Annotated in this window: 19 protein-coding genes, 2 tRNA genes and 1 pseudogene; 9 read left to right on the forward strand and 13 right to left on the reverse strand. The window is 61.1% G+C overall.

Annotation, left to right across the window (positions count from 1 at the left end; genetic code table 11):
• The first annotated feature begins 125 nt into the window (after positions 1 to 125).
• Positions 126 to 743, forward strand: a complete 618-nt coding sequence (locus ACF8MI_RS03610) for a LysE family transporter (RefSeq protein WP_060498638.1) — start codon at positions 126 to 128, stop codon at positions 741 to 743.
• Here the strand turns inward: ACF8MI_RS03610 and ACF8MI_RS03615 are convergent.
• Positions 721 to 1,671, reverse strand: coding sequence for a LysR family transcriptional regulator (locus ACF8MI_RS03615; RefSeq protein ID WP_082426371.1), 951 nt, complete (start codon positions 1,669 to 1,671; stop codon positions 721 to 723). The genes ACF8MI_RS03610 and ACF8MI_RS03615 overlap by 23 nt on opposite strands.
• A gap of 106 nt (positions 1,672 to 1,777) precedes the next feature.
• Between ACF8MI_RS03615 and ACF8MI_RS03620 the strand changes: the two genes are divergently transcribed.
• Positions 1,778 to 2,776, forward strand: coding sequence for an aldo/keto reductase (locus tag ACF8MI_RS03620; protein WP_104833274.1), 999 nt, complete (start codon positions 1,778 to 1,780; stop codon positions 2,774 to 2,776).
• A gap of 238 nt (positions 2,777 to 3,014) precedes the next feature.
• On the opposite strand, the gene ACF8MI_RS03625 is transcribed toward ACF8MI_RS03620, so the two are convergent.
• The 6 genes from ACF8MI_RS03625 to dapA form a co-directional block, all read right to left on the reverse strand.
• Entirely contained in the window at positions 3,015 to 3,461 is a 447-nt protein-coding gene (locus ACF8MI_RS03625) for a hypothetical protein (protein ID WP_200929160.1), read from the reverse strand.
• A gap of 618 nt (positions 3,462 to 4,079) precedes the next feature.
• Positions 4,080 to 4,169: transfer RNA gene (locus tag ACF8MI_RS03630), tRNA-Ser, on the reverse strand.
• A 91-nt stretch (positions 4,170 to 4,260) separates the two neighbouring features.
• Positions 4,261 to 4,971, reverse strand: a complete 711-nt coding sequence (gene purC / locus ACF8MI_RS03635; RefSeq protein WP_011535129.1) for a phosphoribosylaminoimidazolesuccinocarboxamide synthase — start codon at positions 4,969 to 4,971, stop codon at positions 4,261 to 4,263.
• 30 nt (positions 4,972 to 5,001) lie between these two features.
• A complete protein-coding gene (locus ACF8MI_RS03640; protein WP_200929159.1) occupies positions 5,002 to 5,760 on the reverse strand; it encodes an MBL fold metallo-hydrolase in 759 nt (252 codons plus the stop codon).
• The gene (bamC, locus tag ACF8MI_RS03645; RefSeq protein ID WP_060498634.1) at positions 5,761 to 6,882 is read right to left on the reverse strand and encodes an outer membrane protein assembly factor BamC; all 1,122 of its coding nucleotides are present in this window, start codon (positions 6,880 to 6,882) and stop codon (positions 5,761 to 5,763) included.
• Positions 6,883 to 6,897: 15 nt separating this feature from the next.
• Positions 6,898 to 7,785 carry a 4-hydroxy-tetrahydrodipicolinate synthase gene (gene dapA / locus ACF8MI_RS03650; RefSeq protein ID WP_060498633.1) on the reverse strand — a complete coding sequence of 296 codons (888 nt, stop codon included), beginning with the start codon at positions 7,783 to 7,785 and terminating at the stop codon, positions 6,898 to 6,900.
• A 259-nt stretch (positions 7,786 to 8,044) separates the two neighbouring features.
• Between dapA and ACF8MI_RS03655 the strand changes: the two genes are divergently transcribed.
• Both ACF8MI_RS03655 and ACF8MI_RS03660 read left to right on the forward strand, forming a co-directional pair.
• Positions 8,045 to 8,605: a glycine cleavage system protein R gene (locus tag ACF8MI_RS03655; RefSeq protein WP_003254741.1), complete on the forward strand. Its 561-nt coding sequence runs from the start codon at positions 8,045 to 8,047 to the stop codon at positions 8,603 to 8,605.
• Positions 8,606 to 8,615: 10 nt separating this feature from the next.
• Positions 8,616 to 9,089 (forward strand): peroxiredoxin, encoded by a 474-nt coding sequence (locus ACF8MI_RS03660; protein WP_060498632.1) that lies wholly within the window; start codon positions 8,616 to 8,618, stop codon positions 9,087 to 9,089.
• Positions 9,090 to 9,123: 34 nt separating this feature from the next.
• Here the strand turns inward: ACF8MI_RS03660 and ACF8MI_RS03665 are convergent, their stop codons facing one another.
• The gene (locus tag ACF8MI_RS03665; protein ID WP_019098477.1) at positions 9,124 to 10,194 is read right to left on the reverse strand and encodes an AI-2E family transporter; all 1,071 of its coding nucleotides are present in this window, start codon (positions 10,192 to 10,194) and stop codon (positions 9,124 to 9,126) included.
• Positions 10,195 to 10,214: 20 nt separating this feature from the next.
• The gene (locus tag ACF8MI_RS03670) at positions 10,215 to 10,454 is read right to left on the reverse strand and encodes a sulfurtransferase TusA family protein (RefSeq protein ID WP_008097503.1); all 240 of its coding nucleotides are present in this window, start codon (positions 10,452 to 10,454) and stop codon (positions 10,215 to 10,217) included.
• A gap of 121 nt (positions 10,455 to 10,575) precedes the next feature.
• Between ACF8MI_RS03670 and ACF8MI_RS03675 the strand changes: the two genes are divergently transcribed.
• Complete coding sequence (locus ACF8MI_RS03675; RefSeq protein ID WP_016711983.1) at positions 10,576 to 12,012, forward strand: M48 family metalloprotease; 1,437 nt, start codon at positions 10,576 to 10,578, stop codon at positions 12,010 to 12,012.
• Positions 12,013 to 12,121: 109 nt separating this feature from the next.
• Here the strand turns inward: ACF8MI_RS03675 and nadA are convergent, their stop codons facing one another.
• Positions 12,122 to 13,180 (reverse strand): quinolinate synthase NadA, encoded by a 1,059-nt coding sequence (gene nadA, locus ACF8MI_RS03680; protein WP_016711984.1) that lies wholly within the window; start codon positions 13,178 to 13,180, stop codon positions 12,122 to 12,124.
• 233 nt (positions 13,181 to 13,413) lie between these two features.
• Positions 13,414 to 14,922 carry a YdgA family protein gene (locus ACF8MI_RS03685; RefSeq protein WP_060498631.1) on the reverse strand — a complete coding sequence of 503 codons (1,509 nt, stop codon included), beginning with the start codon at positions 14,920 to 14,922 and terminating at the stop codon, positions 13,414 to 13,416.
• Between the two features lie 441 nt (positions 14,923 to 15,363).
• Here ACF8MI_RS03685 and ACF8MI_RS03690 point away from each other — a divergent pair, with 441 nt between their 5' ends.
• The 4 genes and pseudogenes from ACF8MI_RS03690 (at position 15,364) to ACF8MI_RS03705 (ending at position 19,963) form a co-directional block, all read left to right on the forward strand.
• Positions 15,364 to 16,716: an APC family permease gene (locus ACF8MI_RS03690; RefSeq protein ID WP_060498630.1), complete on the forward strand. Its 1,353-nt coding sequence runs from the start codon at positions 15,364 to 15,366 to the stop codon at positions 16,714 to 16,716.
• A gap of 285 nt (positions 16,717 to 17,001) precedes the next feature.
• Positions 17,002 to 17,991, forward strand: a pseudogene (locus ACF8MI_RS03695) (HAMP domain-containing protein); the annotation flags it as partial.
• A 102-nt stretch (positions 17,992 to 18,093) separates the two neighbouring features.
• Complete coding sequence (locus tag ACF8MI_RS03700) at positions 18,094 to 18,849, forward strand: methyl-accepting chemotaxis protein (RefSeq protein WP_374754789.1); 756 nt, start codon at positions 18,094 to 18,096, stop codon at positions 18,847 to 18,849.
• Between the two features lie 154 nt (positions 18,850 to 19,003).
• Positions 19,004 to 19,963: a cation diffusion facilitator family transporter gene (locus ACF8MI_RS03705; RefSeq protein ID WP_060498628.1), complete on the forward strand. Its 960-nt coding sequence runs from the start codon at positions 19,004 to 19,006 to the stop codon at positions 19,961 to 19,963.
• 75 nt (positions 19,964 to 20,038) lie between these two features.
• On the opposite strand, the gene ACF8MI_RS03710 is transcribed toward ACF8MI_RS03705, so the two are convergent.
• Positions 20,039 to 20,114 (reverse strand) — tRNA-Lys (locus tag ACF8MI_RS03710).
• A gap of 63 nt (positions 20,115 to 20,177) precedes the next feature.
• Positions 20,178 to 20,852, reverse strand: coding sequence for a 7-cyano-7-deazaguanine synthase QueC (gene queC, locus ACF8MI_RS03715; RefSeq protein ID WP_060498627.1), 675 nt, complete (start codon positions 20,850 to 20,852; stop codon positions 20,178 to 20,180).
• Positions 20,853 to 20,866: the final 14 nt, after the last annotated feature.

Raw genomic sequence — 20,866 nt, forward strand, 5'->3', positions numbered from 1 at the left:
CAGGCATTGGATCCAAGTCGCGCTTGGCAATGATGGATTGCGAATGTGCAACAACAGGTTGTAAAGCACGCGGTTGGCGACGATAGTCATGACTCTGCCTTTGCACTGCTCTACAGGAGCTCACCATGCTCGGCGTCACCGACTACGGCGCATTCGTCATCGCCTTCATCATTCTTCTGGCCATCCCGGGCCCGGGCAATTTTGCCCTGATCACTGCCACCGGCAAGGGCGGCATCAAGGCAGGCCTGGCCGCGACCTGTGGGGTGATCGTCGGTGACCAGGTCCTGTTGTGGCTGGCGGTAGCTGGCGTCGCCACCTTGCTGGCCACCTACCCTGCAGCCTTCCACATCGTGCAATGGGCCGGCGCCGCGTACCTCGCCTACCTGGGCCTGCGCATGCTGTTGAGCAAACCGGGTGACGCGCCGCGCACCAGCCGCATGGACAACGGCCAATACCTGCGCCAGACCCTGCTGATCACCCTGCTCAACCCCAAGGCGATCATGTTCTACATGGCGTTCTTCCCGCTGTTCATCGACCCGGTGAAGCACCAGGGGCTGGTGACCTTCGGTTTCATGGCCGCGACGGTGGCTGTGGTGACGTTCCTGTACGGGTTGATTGCCGTGGTACTGACGCACCGGCTGGCCGAACGCATGCGCGCCAACCCCCGGATTACCAACCTGTTCGAGCGGCTGGCAGGGGCTTGCCTGGTAGGGTTTGGCATCAAGCTGGCGGCAATGCGCTGAGTGGTTCGGGCGCAAGCTCGGGCCGCCAGGGTGCCAGGTGCTGGTAATACTGATTGCACCACTCAATGAAGACCCGCAGTACGGCGGAGTTGTGTCGGTGGCGGGGATAGTACAGGTAGTAGCCCGGGATGGGGTTACACCATTCTTCTAGCACGCTGACCAGCGCGCCGCTTTCGAGGTGCTCGGTGGCATAGGTCCGGTGCACGTAGGCCAGGCCGACGCCGCTGATCGCCGAACGGATCATCAACTCGTCGTCATCCAGCGTTAGCGGCCCCTGTACGCGCACGGTCATGAACGCGTCGCGGTGCTGGAACTCCCAGCCATACAGCACGCCGCTGGGAAAGCGCCTGCCAATGCACGGAAACTGGCGCAGGGCTTCAGGGCTGGCCGGGCGGCCATGGGCTTCGATGAAGGCCGGCGAAGCCACCACCGCGAAGCGTTGAGGCGGGCCAATGGGGATAGCAATCATGTCCAGCGCCACACTCCCGCCAAAACGCAAGCCGGCATCGAAGCCCTTGTCGACGATGTCGATGATGCTGTCATCGCTGACCATCTCAATCTGGACATCCGGGTATTGCGCCAGAAACCCGTTGATGATCGGTTCGATCAATACACGGCCGCCTGGGCGCGGCACGTTCAGGCGCAAGGTGCCTTTGACCGAAGCGGTGAACGCATGCACCTCATCCAGGGTTTGTGACAAGTGACGCAAAATGGGCTCGACTTTCCCAAACAGCAAGCCACCGGCCTCGGTCAGCACTACACTGCGGGTCGTGCGATTTAGTAATTTGACCCCGAGGCGGTCTTCCAGCGTACGCATCGAGTGGCTGAGGGTGGAAGGTGTAACGTTGCGCTCTTCGGCAGCCTTGCGAAAGCTGCGGTGCTTGGCGACGGCCAGAAAATTGATCAGTTCATTGATGTCAGCAAGCATGGGATTGATGATTTTTTTTCACTGAGGCATGCCCGGGAATTTCAGTTCTTGCCCGTTTAACCGTACGTTAAGGTTTACGCATCAACCACTTACAGGGGGCTTGGGCGTGAAAAGACGTGTATTGGGCAAGGAAGGACTGAACGTTTCGGAATTGGGCCTTGGGTGTATGGGCATGAGCTTCGCCTACGGCGGCGCTCCCGAGCAGGAGTCGATAAACACCATTCACCAAGCGGTGGAACGGGGCATCACATTTCTGGATACCGCCGAAGTGTATGGTCCCTATACCAATGAAGAACTCCTTGGAAAAGCGATAAAGCCTATCAGGTCGAAAGTTCAGATCGCCACCAAATTTGGCTTCAAGATCCTCCCTCACGGCAGCGGCCTGAGCCGCATGGCTGGCGTTGACAGCCGCCCCGTGCACATTCGCCAGGCCGTGGATGCCTCGTTGCAGCGCCTGGGCATCGAAACCATCGACCTGTTGTACCAGCACCGCGTCGACCCTGCCGTGCCCATCGAAGATGTCGTCGGCACCCTGTCGGAGCTGGTGGCCTGTGGCAAAGTCCGCTTTATCGGGTTGTCCGAAGTCTCCACCGAAACGCTGGAGCGTGCCCACGCTGTGCACCCCATCGCGGCAGTACAAAGCGAGTATTCGCTGTGGTCCAGGGAACCGGAGGCCGGCATGTTGGCGCTGTGCAAACGCCTGGGGGTGGGTTTTGTGCCTTACAGCCCGCTGGGGCGCGGCTTTCTGACCGGGGCCATCAAGACCGCGCAGACCTTGGCCGAAGACGACTTTCGCAAGACCCTGCCACGCTTCCAGGAGCAGGCCCTGCAAGACAACCTGACGGTCTTGCAGCAGTTGCAGACGCTGGCAACGCAAAAAGGCTGCAGCCTTGCGCAGTTGTCGCTGGCCTGGCTGCTCAGCCAGGGTGAGCACATTGTGCCGATTCCGGGAGTACGCAAACTGGCGCACCTGGAAGACAACGTAGGAGCTACGCAGGTAGTGCTGAGCGCCAGCGACCTGTCCGCCATCGATCGTGTATTCGCGGCAGCGCCAATCAGCGGCGCGCGCTACCCCGATGCAGAGCTGGCACTGGTCAACCAGTAGCTTCGAACCTGCATCTTCAGGGCGGTGTGCCTGCTCCACCGCCCGCCTTCTAATTTCAAGGGAATGACGGAACATGGTGAATACCCCTACCGGACGCGCTCGCATGACGATTGCGATCTGGGCCGACCATGGTGCGCAAACACTACGGCCGCTGGATTTCTAAAGATACTAAGAGCATGGCAGATATTGTATCCAAGATGATGGGATTTGAGATCATCTTAGCAATCCAAAAAAATGATCACTTTCGACCCTGCCTGATACGCTCTACAAGCGCTTCAAACTCATCAAACGAAAAGTAAGGCTTCTTAAGCGAATCAAACAACGTCGGATCAATTTTTTCATATTTGAAACTAGAGGCGCCATTGATTGAAAATTTTTTATCCAAGGCGCCACCTATCTCAGTCAATGCCAAGTCTAAAGTTTGTATAGCCTCATCAATAACCGTAACACTCAATTCGCTAATTCTGTACAGCGCTAACAATCTTCCAGGCTCAACCGCGCCTACCACTTGCTGAAGGGTGCAGTTCATTTCGGTATTTAAACCAGCAGAGCTCACTGCTTCGCGATAACCCTCTAGCAACTTATTTCTCTCTTTAAAATTTGAGAAACATGCAAAGTAACGTTGATCGCCTAGCAGAATTGATTCTATAGCTTTGGCCGCTTTCTCGTTAGCGAGCAAGTCCAATATTTTATTATCTACGAAGTCCCGAATTCCTGGAGACTCGGGCAGAGGTTCGATTGCAAGAAAACGAAATTGATTATCATCAAAAGGAAGCAGCGAAGTTTTTTTACAGATACCAGCTCACTCAACTTATGTAAAAGTTGAAATTTGACTATCCGCAAAACCCTAAGCGAATCATTAAATTCTCTAGTTACCTCGGAATTCTTTTGAAATGCGTAAGCAGCGAAAGCACCAAGCATTGCACCGCCGAGACCTGTAAAAATTGGGCCCACTACATCCTTAGAATATGAAATTAACACCTGGTCAACGAGGCTGGTGGCTGGCGGGTAGAACGCAAAAAAAAACAAGACCAATTGAAACGCGAAGAAGAGACCAAATAAAACACCGATGCCGATATCTTTCCACATCATACAATTTTGCTACCACCGCAGGGCAGCCCTCCTCCATAAGTGAACCGCCCAGCCAGCCTCCCCAAGAAACGACCCGGCGTCTTGGACTGACAAGGTCCAACGCGGCCTATCGAGGCCAAATTATGCCCTAAATCTGCCCTAAACATCTGCTCGAAAACGACGAAGCCCCCGAAAACATCAACGTTTTCGGGGGCTTCGGCTACTTCGCGTATGGCGGAGAGATAGGGATTTGAACCCTAGGTACTGTTGCCAGTACAACGGATTTCGAATCCGTCCCGTTCGACCACTCCGGCATCTCTCCAATGCCGCGCATCTTACCAGCGTTTTTTTAAAACGCAAACCTTTTTTTCAAAAAAATCGCGTGGTATCAGGCGCTTGCGTGAACGCGCCGCTTACAGCGGCACGCCCAGGCGCTTGGCAACTTCTTCGTAGGCTTCGATCACGTCGCCCAGGCCCTGGCGGAAGCGGTCCTTGTCCATCTTCTTGCGGGTTTCTTTGTCCCACAGGCGGCAGCCGTCCGGGCTGAACTCGTCGCCCAGCACGATCTGGCCGTGGAAGACACCGAACTCCAGCTTGAAGTCGACCAGCAGCAGGCCGGCGTCATCGAACAGCTTGCTCAGCACTTCGTTGACTTTCAGCGACAGCTTCTTCATTTCGACCAGCTGCTCGGCGGTGCCCCAGCCGAACGCGACAACGTGGGATTCGTTGATGAAGGGGTCGCCCTTCTCGTCGTTCTTCAGGAACAGCTCGAAGGTGGACGGCTCCAGCTTGATGCCCTCCTCCACGCCCAGGCGCTTGACCAGGCTGCCGGCAGCGTAGTTACGCACTACGCATTCGACCGGGATCATGTCCAGCTTCTTCACCAGGCACTCGTTGTCGCCCAGCAGCTTGTCGAACTGGGTCGGCACGCCGGCTTCTTCCAGTTTCTGCATGATGAAGGCGTTGAACTTGTTGTTCACCATGCCTTTGCGGTCGAGTTGTTCGATGCGCTTGCCGTCGAACGCCGAGGTGTCGTTACGGAACAGCAGGATCAAGCGGTCGGCGTCGTCGGTCTTGTAAACCGATTTGGCCTTGCCGCGGTAGAGTTCGTCGCGTTTTTCCATGATTGGGCTCCGCTTGCTTGAGGTGTTGGGCTAGGCGATTTCGCGCCAGTCGAGCCCGTGTTCCTGATTCGCCACCTGGAGCCAGTCCGGGTCGCACCCTAGGGTGTCGACGAAGCACTGGCGGGCCAAGTGTGGCAGGTTGTTCTTGCTGCTGAGGTGGGCCAGCACCAGGTGCTGCAGGTTGTTCCAGCCCAACTCGTGCACCAGGCGCGCGGCCTGGTGATTGTTCAAATGCCCTTGCATGCCACCCACCCGCTGCTTCAAGAAGGCCGGGTAGTGACCGCGTGCCAGCAGGTCGCGGCAGTGGTTGGCCTCGATCAGCAATGCATCCAGGCCCTGGTAACGCTCCAGCAACAGCGCGTCATAAGAGCCCAGGTCGGTCAGCATGCCGAAGCGCCGCTGGCCATCGCTGATGACGTATTGCAACGGCTCGTAGGCATCATGCTCGACCCGCGCGGCGGTCACTTCCAGGCTGCCGATACGCAGGCTTTGGCCACAAGCGAGAAAACCGGCCACCTCCACCGGCCTGCGCATACCGCGCAGCGTGCCTTGGCTGAGGTAGACCGGTACATTGTAGCGCCGCGACAGCAAGCCCACCCCATGCACGTGGTCGGCATGTTCGTGGGTCACCAGCACCGCACTGAGCTGAGCCGCCGACACACCGAGCAGCGCCAGGCGCCGCTCGGTTTCGCGCAGGGAAAAGCCGCAATCGACCAGGATGAACCTGTCACCACTGGCGATCAGCGTGCCGTTCCCTTGGCTGCCGCTTCCGAGTACCGCGAAGCGCACTTAGCCCAGGTGGTCCTGAATGGCGCTCAGCACGCGGCGGGCAACATCGGCCGGGGCCACGGTGTTGATGTTTTTCTCGACCGTGACCTGCACGCTCTCACCCACCTTGCTCAGGCGAACCTGATAGCGCTCGGCACGGGCTTCACGCTCTTCCTTGGTTGGCTCGCTGCCGAACATGCGGCTGAAGAAGCCAGGCTGGTTCTGCTTGTCGTCCGGTTTTTCCGACAGGTTGATGTAGTACAGGCCCAGGCTGCGGTTGATGTCTTCAACACGCCACTCGCCCCCCTGCTCCAGGGCACGGCCTACGCCAGACCAGGCACGGTCCAGGTCGGAACCCAGGTACAGCACCGGGTTGCCGCTGCCGTCTTCGCTCAGGCTGACGCGGCTTGGCGCGTCGAAATCGCGCGCAGCCAGGAGCGATACCGAACCGCCTTTCTCGGCGCTGCGGTTCATGCTGGCAAGCATTTCGTCGACCAGCAGGGCATCGGCGCCCGTGTTGCTGGAGGTGGACGGGAAGTCAGGCTCGGCGGTGCTGCCGGCCGGGCGCTCGACGCTGACCACATACACCTCGGAGGTGTTGCGCTGCACGCCCGGCTCCATGCGCACACGTACGCGCACTTCGCTGTCACCGCTGCTGGCGGTGCTCGCCAGGCGCTGGCCAAGCGATGCCGACAACTCGTCGAAACGCTGCCAGGTGGTGTTGAACTCACCGGTCTGCGGGCGCTCTTCAGCGATGCGGAAGCCGTTGTCCTCGAAGAACTGGCGAGCCACCGGCCACACTTCGGCTGGCGAGTGCTGGGCCAGCACCCAACGGCTGCTGCCGCTGCGTTGCAGGCTGTAGTCGGTGACCTGGGCGGCACCGCCAGTCATGGGTTGCGGGCGCGGCACTTCGAACTCGCCCGTGACGTGATCGTCGGCGACGTTACGCGGAATGGGCAGCAGCGGGTCAAGGCGCTTGACGTTGCTGGCGTCCGGCGGCAGCTGCATCGGCGCAGTCGGGTGCGCCTGCAGGTAGTCGCTGCCGCGGTCGCGGAAATAGCCATCCTCGCCCCACAGCCAGCCACACCCACTGGTGCTGGAGATAATCAGGGCAAGGGCGGAAAGACCAGCCAGTCGCTTCATGCGGTGTACTTCCTCTTAAACCAGTACGCCGGACTGGCGCAAGGCAGTACGGACTTTTTCGTGACAGCCTTCGCTCAGCCAGGTCAGTGGCAGGCGAATACCCTTTTGCATCAGGCCCATTTCGACGAGCGCCCATTTCACCGGGATCGGGTTGGCTTCGCAGAACAGGTCTTTGTGCAGCGGCATGAGTTTTTCGTTGATTGCGCGGGCCTTCTCGGCATTGCCCTCAAGGGCGGCCTCGCACAGATCGGCCATTTCGCGCGGGGCGACGTTGGCGGTAACAGAAATGTTGCCCTTGCCGCCCATCAGGATCAGCTCGACGGCAGTCGGGTCATCGCCGGACAGGACGATGAAGTCCTTGCTGACGCCATCGAGGATGGCCTTGGCGCGGACCAGGTCGCCGGTGGCTTCCTTGATGCCGATGATATTCGGCACGGTCGACAGGCGGATCACGGTCTCGGCCTGCATGTCGCAGGAGGTGCGCCCGGGTACGTTGTAGAGGATCTGCGGAATCTCGACGGCTTCGGCGATGTGCTTGAAGTGCTGGTACAGGCCTTCTTGCGTCGGCTTGTTGTAGTACGGTACCACCAGCAGGCAGGCGTCGGCGCCGGCATTTTTGGCGTTCTGGGTCAGGTGCACGGCTTCGGCAGTGGAGTTGGCACCGGTGCCGGCGATGACCGGGATCGGTTTGTTGCTGCGCTTGACGCGCTCGACCACGTGCTTGATGACCAGGATGTGTTCTTCGACATCCAGCGTGGCGGACTCACCAGTGGTGCCGACAGCGACGATCGCATGGGTGCCGTTTTCCAGGTGGAAGTCTACAAGTTTGTCGAGGCTGCCCCAGTCCACACGCCCTTGTGCATCCATGGGTGTGACCAATGCCACCATACTGCCCGCAATCATGTAACTGCTCCTGCCGGAAAAAGAGAGCCGTAATGGTACTGGGGGCATCGGCCTTGCACAAGCGAAGCAGGCAGGCGGAGCATTCCCCTCGGCGCCTTATTTCGCTACCCTTGATCCTTTGATCGGTGCAGCGCGGCCCGCCGGGCCGTCGACCTTGCTCCCCGCCAGCGTCCACGACCTCGCATGCGAGCCCCGGGCCCTGCCGACAGGAGGCTTTCGCCCGTCCTGTACCGACCGCTCATCGCTTTAGGAACGCTGCATGTCCACCCCCACCGTCCGCGAACAATTCCTTGTCATCAGTGCCCTGGGCCCAAACCCCATGGAACTGGCCAACGTCCTCAGCCGCGCTGCCTTCGAAAACCGCTGCGCGGTGGTCACCTCGCGCCTGAGCCGCCACGGCGAGACCAGCGCCCTGGTGCTGCAAGTGGGCGGCAGCTGGGACGCCCTGGCGCGCCTGGAGTCCACCCTGCCGGGCCTGGGCAAAAAACATGGCCTGACCCTGGACGTGGTGCGCAGCGCCGACCAGGAAGTGCGCCCGCAGGCCCTGCCGTACGTGGCCTACGTCAGCGCCGCCTACCGCCCGGACATCATCAACGAGCTGTGCCAGTTCTTCCTCGACCACCGCGTCGAGCTGGAAGCCATGACCTGCGACACCTACCTGGCCCCGCAGACCGGCAGCAGCATGCTCAACGCCCAGTTCACCGTGATCCTGCCAGCCGGCACGCAAATCAGCTGGTTGCGTGACCAGTTTCTGGACTTTGCCGATGCGCTGAACCTGGACGCGCTGATCGAACCTTGGCGCCCACAGAACCCCATGTAAGGAAATCACCATGGCTGTAGCACTCGACCAACCTGTTGCCGACTTCCAGGCCCAGGCCACCAGCGGGCAAACCGTCAGCCTGGCCGAACTCAAGGGCCAGCAAGTGGTGGTTTACTTCTACCCGAAGGACAGCACGCCGGGCTGCACCACAGAAGGCCAGGGGTTCCGCGACCAGTATGACGCCTTCGCCGCCGCCAACACCGTGGTGTTCGGCGTGTCGCGCGATGGCATGAAGTCGCACGAGAACTTCAAGGCCAAGCAAGGCTTCCCGTTCGAGCTGATCAGCGACAAGGACGAAGCCCTGTGCCAGCTGTTCGACGTGATCAAGCTGAAGAAGCTGTACGGCAAGGAATACATGGGCGTTGACCGCAGCACCTTCCTGATCGACAAGAAGGGTGTACTGCGCCAGGAATGGCGTGGGGTAAAAGTGCCTGGGCATGTGGATGCCGTGTTGGCAGCAGCCCAAGCGCTGAACAAGGCTTGAGATCGTTTGGGGCCGCAACGCGGCCCCAATCACATCAAAGCATCGGTGAAACGCTAGGCTCCTGCCGCGGCCAGGCATCCAGCACGGCCTTGATCAGAGTCGCCAGCGGGATGGCGAAGAAAATCCCCCAGAACCCCCACAACCCGCCGAACAGCAGTACCGCGCAAATGATCGCCACCGGGTGCAGGCTTACCGCCTCGGAGAACAGCAGCGGTACCAGCACATTGCCATCCAGCGCCTGGATGATCGCGTACACCGTCATCAGGTAGATGAACTGGTCGCCCCAGCCCCACTGGAACAGCGCAATCAGCGTCACCGGCACCGTCACCACCACTGCCCCCACGTAGGGCACCACCACCGACAGCCCCACCAGCAGCGCCAGCAGTGCGGCGTAGTTGAGCCCCAGGCTGATGAAGGCAATGTAGGTGGCAATACCGCAAATCAGAATTTCGATGCCCTTGCCACGGATGTAGTTGGCGATCTGCCGGTTCATCTCGCTGCCCACCCGGTTCAGCAGGGTGCGCTGGCGCGGCAGATAGCCGCTCACCCAGCGCCCGATCAGTTCGCGGTCCTTGAGGAAGAAGAACACCAGGATCGGCACCAGCACCAAATAGATCATGGCATTGACCAGCAACGGCAGGCTCGACAGCGAGAAGGTCAGCGCCCACTGGCCAAACTTGCCGATTTCGCCACGCACCGACTCGATGGCATGCAGCACCTGCTCGTCCGATACCAGATGCGGGTAGCGCTCGGGCAGCAGCAGCAACAGCGACTGCCACTTGCCGAGCATGCCCGGCAGCTCGTTGAACAGGGTAATAAGCTGGTGCCACAGCAGCGGCACCAGCACGAGCATGAACAGCGCCAGCGCGCCCATGAACAGGGCGAACACCAACATTACCGCCAGCCGCGTCGGTACCCGCACACGCTCCAGGGCGTTGACCAGGCCCTGCATCAAGAACGCCAGCACCATACCCGCCAGCACGGGCGCGAGCATGCCGCCCAAGGTGAGAACGGCCGTGAAAGCCAGAAACAGAAGGACCGCCAGCACCACTGCTTCTTCATCGGAGAAGTAGCGCTGCATCCAGTCGCGAAGCACTTTGAACATTGACGATCCTTGGTAAAAACTCAGGCCTTGCGCAGCCAGTACGTATAGGTGCCGGCCTCGGCCGTTTCCCGCAGCAGGGTATGACCGGCCAACTGGGCGAAAGTGCGAAAGTCACGCTGCGACCCGGCATCCGTGGCGATCACCTTGAGTACCGCGCCACTGGCAAGGCGGTTGAGCTCCATCTTGGCTTTGAGCAGCGGCAAAGGGCAATTCAGCCCGCTGGCGTCCAGTTCGGCATCGCAGGTCAGGGTGTCACTCATCGCAGGGTCTCCAAAAGCGTTGCCAGACTGCTTGCTGACAGGGTCGGCTAGGATAGCGCCACTGGTCGCCAACGTGTGAGCCCGCTACAGTAGGTATCTTTGACCGACGCGAGCTTCATGCATGAATCTACTGCGCCCTACCCTGCTGACGCTGGCCTGCCTGATGGCCCTTCCCGGCCATGCTGACGACCTGCCATCACTGGGTGACGCCAGTTCCGCGATCGTTTCGCCGCAACAGGAGCACCAACTGGGCCGCGCCTGGCTGAGCCTGCTGCGTGGCCAGGTCAACCAGCTGAACGACCCACAGCTCAAGGACTATGTCGAAACCAGCGTGTACAAACTGGCCGAAACCAGCCAGCTGCAGGACCGGCGCCTGGAATTCATCCTGATCGACAGCCGCGAGCTAAACGCCTTTGCCGCCCCGGGTGGCATTGTCGGGGTCAACGGCGGGCTGTTCCTCAACGCCCAGACCGAAGGCGAGTACGCCTCGGTACTGGCGCACGAACTGGCACACTTGTCGCAGCGCCACTTCGCCCGAGGCGTCGAGGCGCAGCAGCGCATGCAGCTGCCGATGATGGCGGCGTTGCTGGCCGGTATCGTGCTGGCCGCCGGTGGCGCCGGCGATGCGGGCATCGGCATGATTGCCGGTACCCAGGCGGCGGCAATCCAGGAACAGCGCCGCTTCTCGCGCCAGAACGAACAGGAAGCCGACCGTATCGGTATCCAGAACCTGGAAAAGGCCGGCTACGACCCGCGCAACATGCCGACCATGTTCGAGCGCCTGGCACGCCAGTACCGCTATGACGCCAAGCCGCCTGAATTCCTGCTGACCCACCCGGTGACCGAATCCCGTATTGCCGATACCCGCAACCGGGCCGACCAGGCGCCCAAGGGCGGCATTGAAGACAGCATGCGCTACCAACTGATTCGCGCCCGGGTGGCGCTGACCTACGAAGGTACACCGGGGCTTGCGGCCAAGCGTTTCCGTGCCCAGCTGGACGAAGACCCGAAGCTGGACGCCGCGCGTTACGGCCTGGCCTTGGCTCAGATCAAAGGCGGGCAGCTGAACGAAGCACGTGAAATGCTCAAGCCGCTACTGGCCAAGGCACCCAACGACATCACCTACAACCTGGCGCAGATCGACTTGGACATCACCAACAATCGCCTGGCCGACGCGCAGCAGCGGGCCGAGCGGATGCAGGGGCTGTACCCGGGCAACTACCCCCTGAAACAGGTCCGCGCCGATTTGCTGGTGAAGCAGAACAAGCCTGCCGAAGCGGAGAAGGTGCTGAACGAACTGGTCAAGAGCCGGCCGGATGACCCGGACGTGTGGTACGACATGGCTGAAGTGCGGGGCTTGTCGGGCAATACCATTGGCCTGCACCGCGCACGGGCCGAGTATTTCACCCTGGTGGGGGACTTTGACCAGGCGATCCAGCAACTGGATTACGCCAAACGCCGGTCGGGCAGCAACTTCCCGCTGGCTTCGCAGATTGACCAGCGCCAGCGCGAGATCATGGAGCAGCAACGCATGGTTCGGGAAATGATGGGGCGCTGAGGGCCCTTTCGCGGGCTCGCCCGCTCCCACAGGGATTGCACCGCCTGCGAGCGCGGCGCTGTATCTGTGAGAGCGGGCGAGCCCGCGAAGAAGACGACGCGGTCTGTCGTCAGGCGTTACCGGACAGTTTCAGCCTTGCAGCCTGGGTAAAGTCCAGCATTCGGTTCAACGGTTTGATCGCCTTGGGCACCAGCGCCGGGTCGACGAAAATCTCATCACCGCCATTACGCAAGCAGTGCAGCACGCGCTCCAGGGTATTCATCGCCATCCACGGGCAGTGCGCGCAACTGCGGCAGGCCGCGCCATTGCCGGCAGTAGGCGCTTCGACGAATTCCTTGTCCGGGCACAGCTGCTGCATCTTGTAGAAGATGCCACGATCGGTGGCGACGATGAAGGTCTTGTTCGGCAGGGTCTGCGCTGCCTTGATCAGCTGGCTGGTAGAGCCCACTGCGTCGGCCAGTTCGATGACCGCTTCCGGCGACTCAGGGTGCACCAGGATCGCGGCGTCCGGGTACAGCGCCTTCATGTCGGCCAGCTGACGCGATTTGAATTCTTCGTGAACGATGCAGGCACCGTCCCACAGCAGCATGTCGGCACCGGTCTGCTTCTGGATGTAACGGCCCAGGTGCTGGTCCGGCCCCCAGATGATGGTCTCGCCGTTATCCATCAGGCTCTCGACAATTTCCAGCGCGCAGCTTGAGGTCACGACCCAGTCAGCACGGGCCTTCACGGCGGCGGACGTGTTGGCGTAAACCACCACGGTGCGTTCAGGATGCTGGTCGCAGAACGCAGAAAACTCTTCCACCGGGCAACCCAGGTCGAGCGAGCAGGTCGCCTCCAGGGTCGGCATCAGCACGCGCTTTTCCGGGGTGAGGATTTTTGCCGTTTCGCCCATGAAACGCACGCCAGCCACGATCACGGTCTCGGCCGGGTGGTTCTTGCCGAAGCGGGCCATTTCCAGCGAGTCGGACACGCAGCCGCCGGTTTCTTCAGCCAGCGCCTGGATGACCGGGTCGCAGTAATAGTGGGCAACCAGCACTGCGTTCTGGGCCTTGAGCTCGGCAGCGATGGCCGCACGGTATTCGGCCTCCTGCTCGGCTGTCAGCGGGTTGGGCTGCTTGGCGTCGAGGTGGGCCTGAACCAACAGGCGTTCGGAAATCTGGGTCATGATCGCTGGACCTGCAGGCGCGCGTGCGCGTCAAATCGAGTGTATCACCCGGCCCTGACAGATCGGCTAAGGGTGCCGGACGGCATACTGCCCGCCACGGCCCTCTGCGGGCACGGATTATTATCGGAGGCCGAAGGCTACAGACAATCCAGCGAATTCTAAAGTGGTTTTTGTGTTGGCTGCACCAGCCCTTTCGCGGGTTTACCCGCGAAGAGGCCAGTACAGGGTGGCGATCAACCCTGCGGCGACAACGCAGCCAGGTGCGCCGCCATCAGCATGGCGAACTCTTCCACGGTCATTTTCCTGCCGTTGAAGTCAACCATGCCATCGGCATAGTGCAGGCTGCTCACCACATCATTACCTTCGACAGTCGCCATGCCACTCTGCAGCGCCATCATGCCAACCATCTCCCCCGCCTGACTCGACTGCATGGCAATCGCCTGAGCGTCAGTCTGACCCTCCAGCAGGGCCTGCAAGGTCGCCAGGTCACCCATCATCGGCTTGGACAACGAGAGCTTGCTCTTCACCTCGGTGATCATCTGCTTGCTCAGCTGGTCCGGCGGCAGGTCGAAACTGACCGGGGCAGCAAAGTCCATCGACAGGTTGAAGCGGCTCTCGCCATTGGCGGTCTTGAACGACAGGTTTTCTATCGCCACCTTCGGTTTTGCCGCCAGCAGTTGCTTCAGATCCCCTTGGAACCTTGCCTTTTCCGCATCATCCATCTGGATCTGCGGCACGGGTTGGCCCGCAGCAGAGGCAGCTTCAAATTCCGGCAGATGCGCCTGGTACCACTTCGACAATGCCTGCAGCGCCGGTGCATTGACCGAGGTAATGCTCACCGCCATCTGTGCCTTACCCACTGCACGACCATCCCAGGTGATGTCGCCAACCTTGTACTCCACGCGACCGCCCACGGTATCCGGGCCATCAAGGGTCTGCAGGGCATTTTGCTCAAAGCCCTTGATCAGCAGCACCTGCTGTTTGGGCCCCAGAGTGACCTTGGTTTCAGCCAGCACCAGGTCGGCATTACCGACATAGATGGCGTCGTGCGCGGTGGCTGTCAGGTTACCGCCAAGCTTCAGGCCTTTGAGCTCGAACGTGGCAGGCGGCTGGTCGTCACGCACCAGTTTCATCACAAAGCGGTCGGCCTGGCCGTGGAATCTGGATGCCTTGCCTTCCTTGTCGCCACTGACCTCCAGCTGCATACCCGAGAAGTCGAGGCTGTTGCCGTCCGCTTCGTCGAGCTTGACCGGCGCCAGCCGCACCTGGCTGACCACATTACCGCCGTAGCCCAGGCTGGTTTGGGCGCTGACCGGCGCCTGCTCACCCGCTGCGGCAAACCACGCTGCGGTGGCTTCGTCCTTTTGCAAACTACTGTTGCTGACCGCCAGCACCGGCATCAGCTTGAACGCCTTGACCCGCGACCAGGGGAACGGGCCGTGCTCGATCTGGTCGGTCACGCCCACGTCGAAACTCAACACCTCGCCGTCACCCACATTGATGTCGCGTGCCTTCAGGCGGTACTGGGCGGTACTGCTGAAGAAATGCTGCTCCAGCGACACCCGCTCGATGCTCATGCTGCCACCAGTGGTCACCAGGGCTTTCTTCAGCTCGGCGTTACTGCGGGCAAGGGCATTGTCCAGCTCGGCCGGCAGCTGCTTGCCGGTGTACCAGGCGCCAGCGGTGGTTGCGACGGCAATGGCGATAGCCAGGCCGGAAAGGATGCCAACTGATTTCTTCATGAATAGAACCGAATGCTGTCCGTAAGGGCTTGTTGGGCGACCAAAGGCCGCGCAGCGAAGATTACCACTGCAACAGGTGACACAGGCGGGTGCGGATCGAGAAATGGCATTTTTGGGAAGCGTCTGACACCCAGCCCAACGACGCTGCCCAATCGTTAATTTTTACGAACATTCAAGTTGATCAAAATCGCAAAAAACTGCGCAAAAACCGAACAAAACAGCCTTTAAATCGATAAATGTTTCAATTCAGTAACATCTTGTCATGTTTAACTTGACACCCACCTACCCATCGTTTTTTATTTTCACCACTTTGCGCGTCCCCCGCGCCTTCCGCCGCTCCAACATAAAAGGTGAACAACATGGAGCCCACCCGCTCGCCCTTGCCGCATGCGCAATACACCGTGCCCGCCGTTTACGCCCAGCCGCAGGAGCCATGCCAGCATGCAGCATGACCACAGCGCTACCGGCAACGGCCAACTTCGCAAAACCCTGCGTCTCTGGCATGTGATCATCATCGGCCTGGCCTACCTGACGCCGATGACCGTGTTCGACACCTTCGGCATCGTCAGCGGGATTACCGCCGGCCACGTACCCAGCGCCTACATCCTGGCGCTGGCCGGCATCCTGTTCACCGCCGTGAGCTACGGCACCCTGGTAAAGCGCTTCCCGCAGTCGGGCTCGGCCTACACCTACACCCAACGCGCCATCAATCCGCATGTAGGCTTCCTGGTCGGCTGGTCGTCGCTGCTGGATTACCTGCTGCTGCCGATGGTCAACGCGTTGCTGGCCAAGCTTTACCTCTCGGCCATGTTCCCGGAAGTACCAGAGTGGCTGTGGGTGGCCGGTTTCGTCACCCTGATCAGCCTGATCAACATGCGCAGCGTGAACCTGGTGGCGCACTTCAACCTGTTGTTCGTGGGTGTGCAGGTAGCCATCATCGCGGTGTTCATCTACCTGTGCGTGCGCGGCCTGGACCACGGTGAAGGGCTGGGTACCGCCTGGAGCCTGGTCCCCTTCGGCGACAGCCAGACCCAGTTCAGCGCCCTGGCCGCTGGCGCGACCATCCTGTGCTTCTCGTTCCTGGGGTTTGACGCGGTTACCTGCCTGTCCGAGGAAACCCGTGACCCGAGCAAGACCATCCCACGTGCCATTTTCCTCACTGCGCTGATCGGCGGCGTGGTGTTCATCACCGTGTCGTACTTCATCCAGGCTTATTTCCCGACCATGGCGCGCTTCCACGACCATGAAGCGGCCCTGCCGGAAATCGCCCTGTACGTGGGTGGCAAACTGTTCCAGTCGATTTTCATCGCCTGCACCGTGATCAACACCATCGCCTCTGGCCTGGCCTCGCAAACCAGCGTGTCGCGCCTGCTGTACGTGATGGGCCGCGACAACGTGATCCCGGCCAGCGTCTTCGCCCGCCTGCATTCACGCTACAAGACACCCGTGCTGAACATTGCGGTAGTGGGGCTGATTTCGCTGTCGGCAATCTTCTTCGACCTGGTGACCGCCACCTCGATCATCAACTTCGGCGCCCTGGTCGCGTTCAGCTTCGTCAACCTGTCGGTGATCAACCACTGCTACCTGCGCGAAGGCAACCGCAAAGGCCTGGCCAACCAGCTGAAATACCTGGTACTGCCTACCGTCGGCTTCTGCATCATCGTCTCGCTGTGGCTGGACCTGAATGCGCATTCGCTGATGTTTGGCGGCATCTGGGCTGCGCTCGGGCTGATCTACCTGGGCTGGCTGACCAAAGCCTTCCGGTCGGCACCGCCCAACTACGTCGCCGAATGACCCACGCTGCCAACAACGCCCGCGCCTGACTGCGGGCGTTGTACTTGTTCGAAAAGGAAAGCCCTCATGCCGCTGCGTCGCCTCTCCATCCAATGGAAGATCACCCTGCTCGCCGGCTTGTGCCTGCTGGCCATCGTCGCCTTGCTGGTGGCCACTTCGCTGACCCAGGCACAACGCAGTGCCGCGCTGGTCAACCAGGCCAACACCGCCATGCTCGACAGCAGCGCCCGCCAGCGCCTGCAGGCCCACGCTGAAACCCAGGCCCTGCGTATCCAGCGCTACTTCATGGACGCTTACCAGTACGGCAATGGCTTTGCCCGCCTGGTACAGGTACTGAAGGACCGTGGCGGCAGTGACCTGCGCGCCGAGCTGACCCGCCAGGCGCATGCCAGCCTGGCCGGCAACCCGGACGTGATAGGCCTGTACCTCGTATTCCAGCCCAACGCGCTGGACCAGCAGGACAGCCAGTTCGTCGGCCAGGATGCCGCAGGCAGCAACGACAGCGGGCGTTTCTCGTTGTACTGGTCGCAGCCAAGCCACGGCGCACTGGAACGTGAGGCCATGCCGGAATCGATGCTCGGCGATGCCAGCATCGGCAGCAACGGCGCGGCGAAGAACCGCTGGCTGACCTGCCCGCAGGACACCGCCAAAACGTGCATGCTCGAGCCGTATTTGGACGACGTCAACGGCCGCCAGGTGCTGATGACCAGCATCGCCTTGCCGCTGCTGGAGCACGGCAAGGTGATCGGCGTGGTCGGCCTGGACATTGGCCTTGCCAACCTCCAGCAACTGAGCGTGGAGGGCCGCCGCGAACTGTTCGATGGCCAGGGCCAGGTGAGTATCGCCAGCGCTGCCGGCCTGCTGGCAGGCAACAGCCGCGACGACAGCGCGCTCGGCCAGCCCATGGACAAGGCGGTAGCCGACGGCCTGCTGCGCGTGGCCCACCCCTTCACGCCAATCCCTGATGCAGCGCCGTGGCAGGTTTTGCTGGAGTTGCCAGAAAGCGTGCTGCAGGCACCCGCCGTGGCCCTCAATCAACGCCTGGACGCACACAACCAGAGCGCCAACCTCACCAGCCTGCTGATCGGCCTTGGCGCGGCGGTGATGGGTTTGCTGCTGGTATGGCTGACCGCACGCGGCGTTACCCGGCCCATCCTGGCCGTGGCTGCGCGTCTTAAAGACATCGCCAGCGGCGAAGGCGACCTGACCCGCCGCCTGGAATACGCCCGCGACGACGAACTGGGCCAGCTCACGGGGTGGTTCAACCGCTTCCTCGACAAGCTGCAGCCGATCATCGCCCAGGTCAAAGGCTCACTGCAGGAGGCCCGCAGCACAGCCGACCAGTCAGCCGCCATCGCCAGCCAGACCAGCAACGGCATGCAACAGCAGCACCGGGAAATCGAGCAGGTGGCCACGGCTGCCAACGAGATGAGCGCCACCGCGCTGGATGTCGCCCACAACGCCTCGCAGGCGGCTCAGGCCGCGCGCGCCGCCGACCAGGCCAGCCGCGAAGGCCTGCAGCTGATCGACAGCACCCGCCAGGGCATCGACCGCCTGGCTGCCGGCATGGACACCGCCATGGACGAGGCACGTGCCCTGGAAGACCGCAGCGGGCGGATCGGCTCGGTGCTGGAAGTGATCCGCACCATCGCCGAGCAGACCAACCTGCTGGCGCTGAATGCCGCCATCGAAGCGGCCCGTGCTGGCGAGGCCGGGCGCGGTTTTGCCGTGGTCGCCGATGAAGTACGCGGGCTGGCCCAGCGCACGCAGGTGTCGGTGGAGGAGATTCGCCAGGTCATCGAAGGCTTGCAGCAAGGTACCCAGGATGTCGTGGGCGCCATGCACGAAGGCCAGCGCCAGGCACAGGACAGCGCAGCGCGCATGGAACAGGCACTACCGGCACTGCAGCGCATTGGCGAGGCGGTGACCGTGATCAGCGACATGAACCTGCAGATTGCCTCGGCCGCGGAAGAGCAGAGCGCGGTGGCTGAGGAAGTGAACCGCAACGTCGCCGGCATTCGGGATGTGACCGAGTCGCTGGCGGGCCAGGCCGACGAATCGGCACGCATCAGCCAGGCGCTGAACCGGCTGGCCAATCAACAACAGGCGCTGATGGAGCAATTCCGCGTCTAGTCTGTGAAGGCCAATGCACCTTCTTCGCGGGCTTGCCCGCTCCCACAGGTCCGCTGCCGACTTCAAGGTCTGTGCAAATCCTGTGGGAGCGGGCGAGCCGGCGAAGAGGCCACCACAGACTCCACAGCATTATCGTTTTTACTGAGCACACTTCATGCAAACCGCAACCCGATCCACCTTTTTCGACATCACCAGCGAACAGGGCCTGTTACGCACCTCGATTGCCGTCACCCTGTTCATCGCCAGCATCGGTATCGCCTTCGGCGTGGCCTCCGGCTCCTACTCCATCGTCTTCGACGGCGTCTATTCGCTGGTCGATGCCAGCATGAGTGGCCTGTCGCTTGTTGTGGTCAAACTGATCACTTCGCATACCACCAGCGTGCAGATGTCGCGCAAGCTGCGCGAACGCTTCACCATGGGTTTCTGGCACCTGGAACCCATGGTGCTGGCACTGAACGGCATTCTGCTCAGCGGCGTGGCCATCTACGCATTGATCAACGCCGTCAGCAGCCTGCTGCAGGGCGGCCGTCACCTCGAATTCGGCATTGCCATGATCTATGCGGTGCTGACCGTGATCACCTGCGTGACCATCGCCGTGGTCGAAGCCCGCGCCAACCGCAAGCTGAAATCAGACTTCGTGCGCATGGACGTCAAGGGCTGGGTGATGTCGGCCAGCATCACCGCCGCGCTGCTGATTGCGTTCTGCTTTGGTTACGCGGTGCAGGGCACGTCGCTGGAGTGGGTATCACCGTACATCGACCCGGCCGTGCTGGCGCTGGTGTGCCTGGTAATCGTGCCGTTGCCGATGTCGGTGGTGCGCCAGGCGCTGTCAGAAATATTTCTGGTCACTCCCGGCGACCTCAAGCTGCATGTGGATGAGGTGGCCAAGGCCTTCGTTGCCCGCCACGGGCTGCAGTCATACCGCGCCTATGTGGCCAAGGTCGGGCGCTCGCGGGAGATCGAGCTGTACTTCATCGTGCCAAAAGCCATGGCGGCGAAGACCATCGATGAATGGGATGCATGGCGCAACGAGATTGGTGATGCCGTAGGTGGCGAAGGGCCGGACCGCTGGCTGACGGTGGTGTTCACCGGGGATCCGGAGTGGGCTGAGTAAGCTGGGAGCGCATGACGCGCCGAGAACGAAAAAGCCCGCGACCGTTGCCGGTAGCGGGCTTTGACGTACTGAGTATGGTGGGTCGTGTAGGATTCGAACCTACGACCAATTGGTTAAAAGCCAACTGCTCTACCAACTGAGCTAACGACCCGTTGGATGGCGCGTATAATACTGATTTCTAACGGGAAATCAACACTCCATCAAAGGTTTTTTGTCAAACATACCGTGTCGGGTCTTCGACACCGGCTGCCTTGAAGCCATCTGCACGCAGGCGGCAGCTGTCACATTTGCCACAGGCACGGCCGTCATCGTCGGCCTGATAGCAGGAAACAGTCAAACTGTAGTCCACACCGCGGGCGATACCAGCCTGCACGATCTGCGCCTTGCTCATGTTCTGCAGCGGCGCCTGAATGCGGAAGCCCTGCCCCTCTACACCCGCCTTGGTCGCCAGGTTGGCCATACACTCGAAGGCCTCGACGAACTCGGGGCGGCAATCCGGGTAACCGGAGTAATCCACGGCATTGACGCCGATAAAGATGTCGCGCGCCTCCAGCACTTCTGCCCAACCCAAGGCCAGCGACAGGAATACGGTGTTGCGGGCCGGTACGTAGGTGACCGGGATACCTTCACTGGGGGCTTCCGGCACGTCAATGCTGCTGTCGGTCAACGCCGAACCACCAATACCGTCAAGGTTAAGGCCAATCACCTTGTGCTCGACCGCACCCAGGTCGCGGGCCACGCGTGCGGCAGCGTTCAACTCGGCACGGTGGCGCTGGCCGTAGTCGAAGCTCATGGTGTAGCAGCTATAGCCTTCTGCTTTGGCCATGGCGACCACGGTGGCGGAGTCCAGGCCGCCGGACAACAGGATTACTGCGCGCTTTTCTGTCATGTGTGCTTGCTCCT

This window comes from Pseudomonas sp. yb_9, from assembly GCF_043103635.1.
Lineage (GTDB): Bacteria > Pseudomonadota > Gammaproteobacteria > Pseudomonadales > Pseudomonadaceae > Aquipseudomonas > Aquipseudomonas monteilii.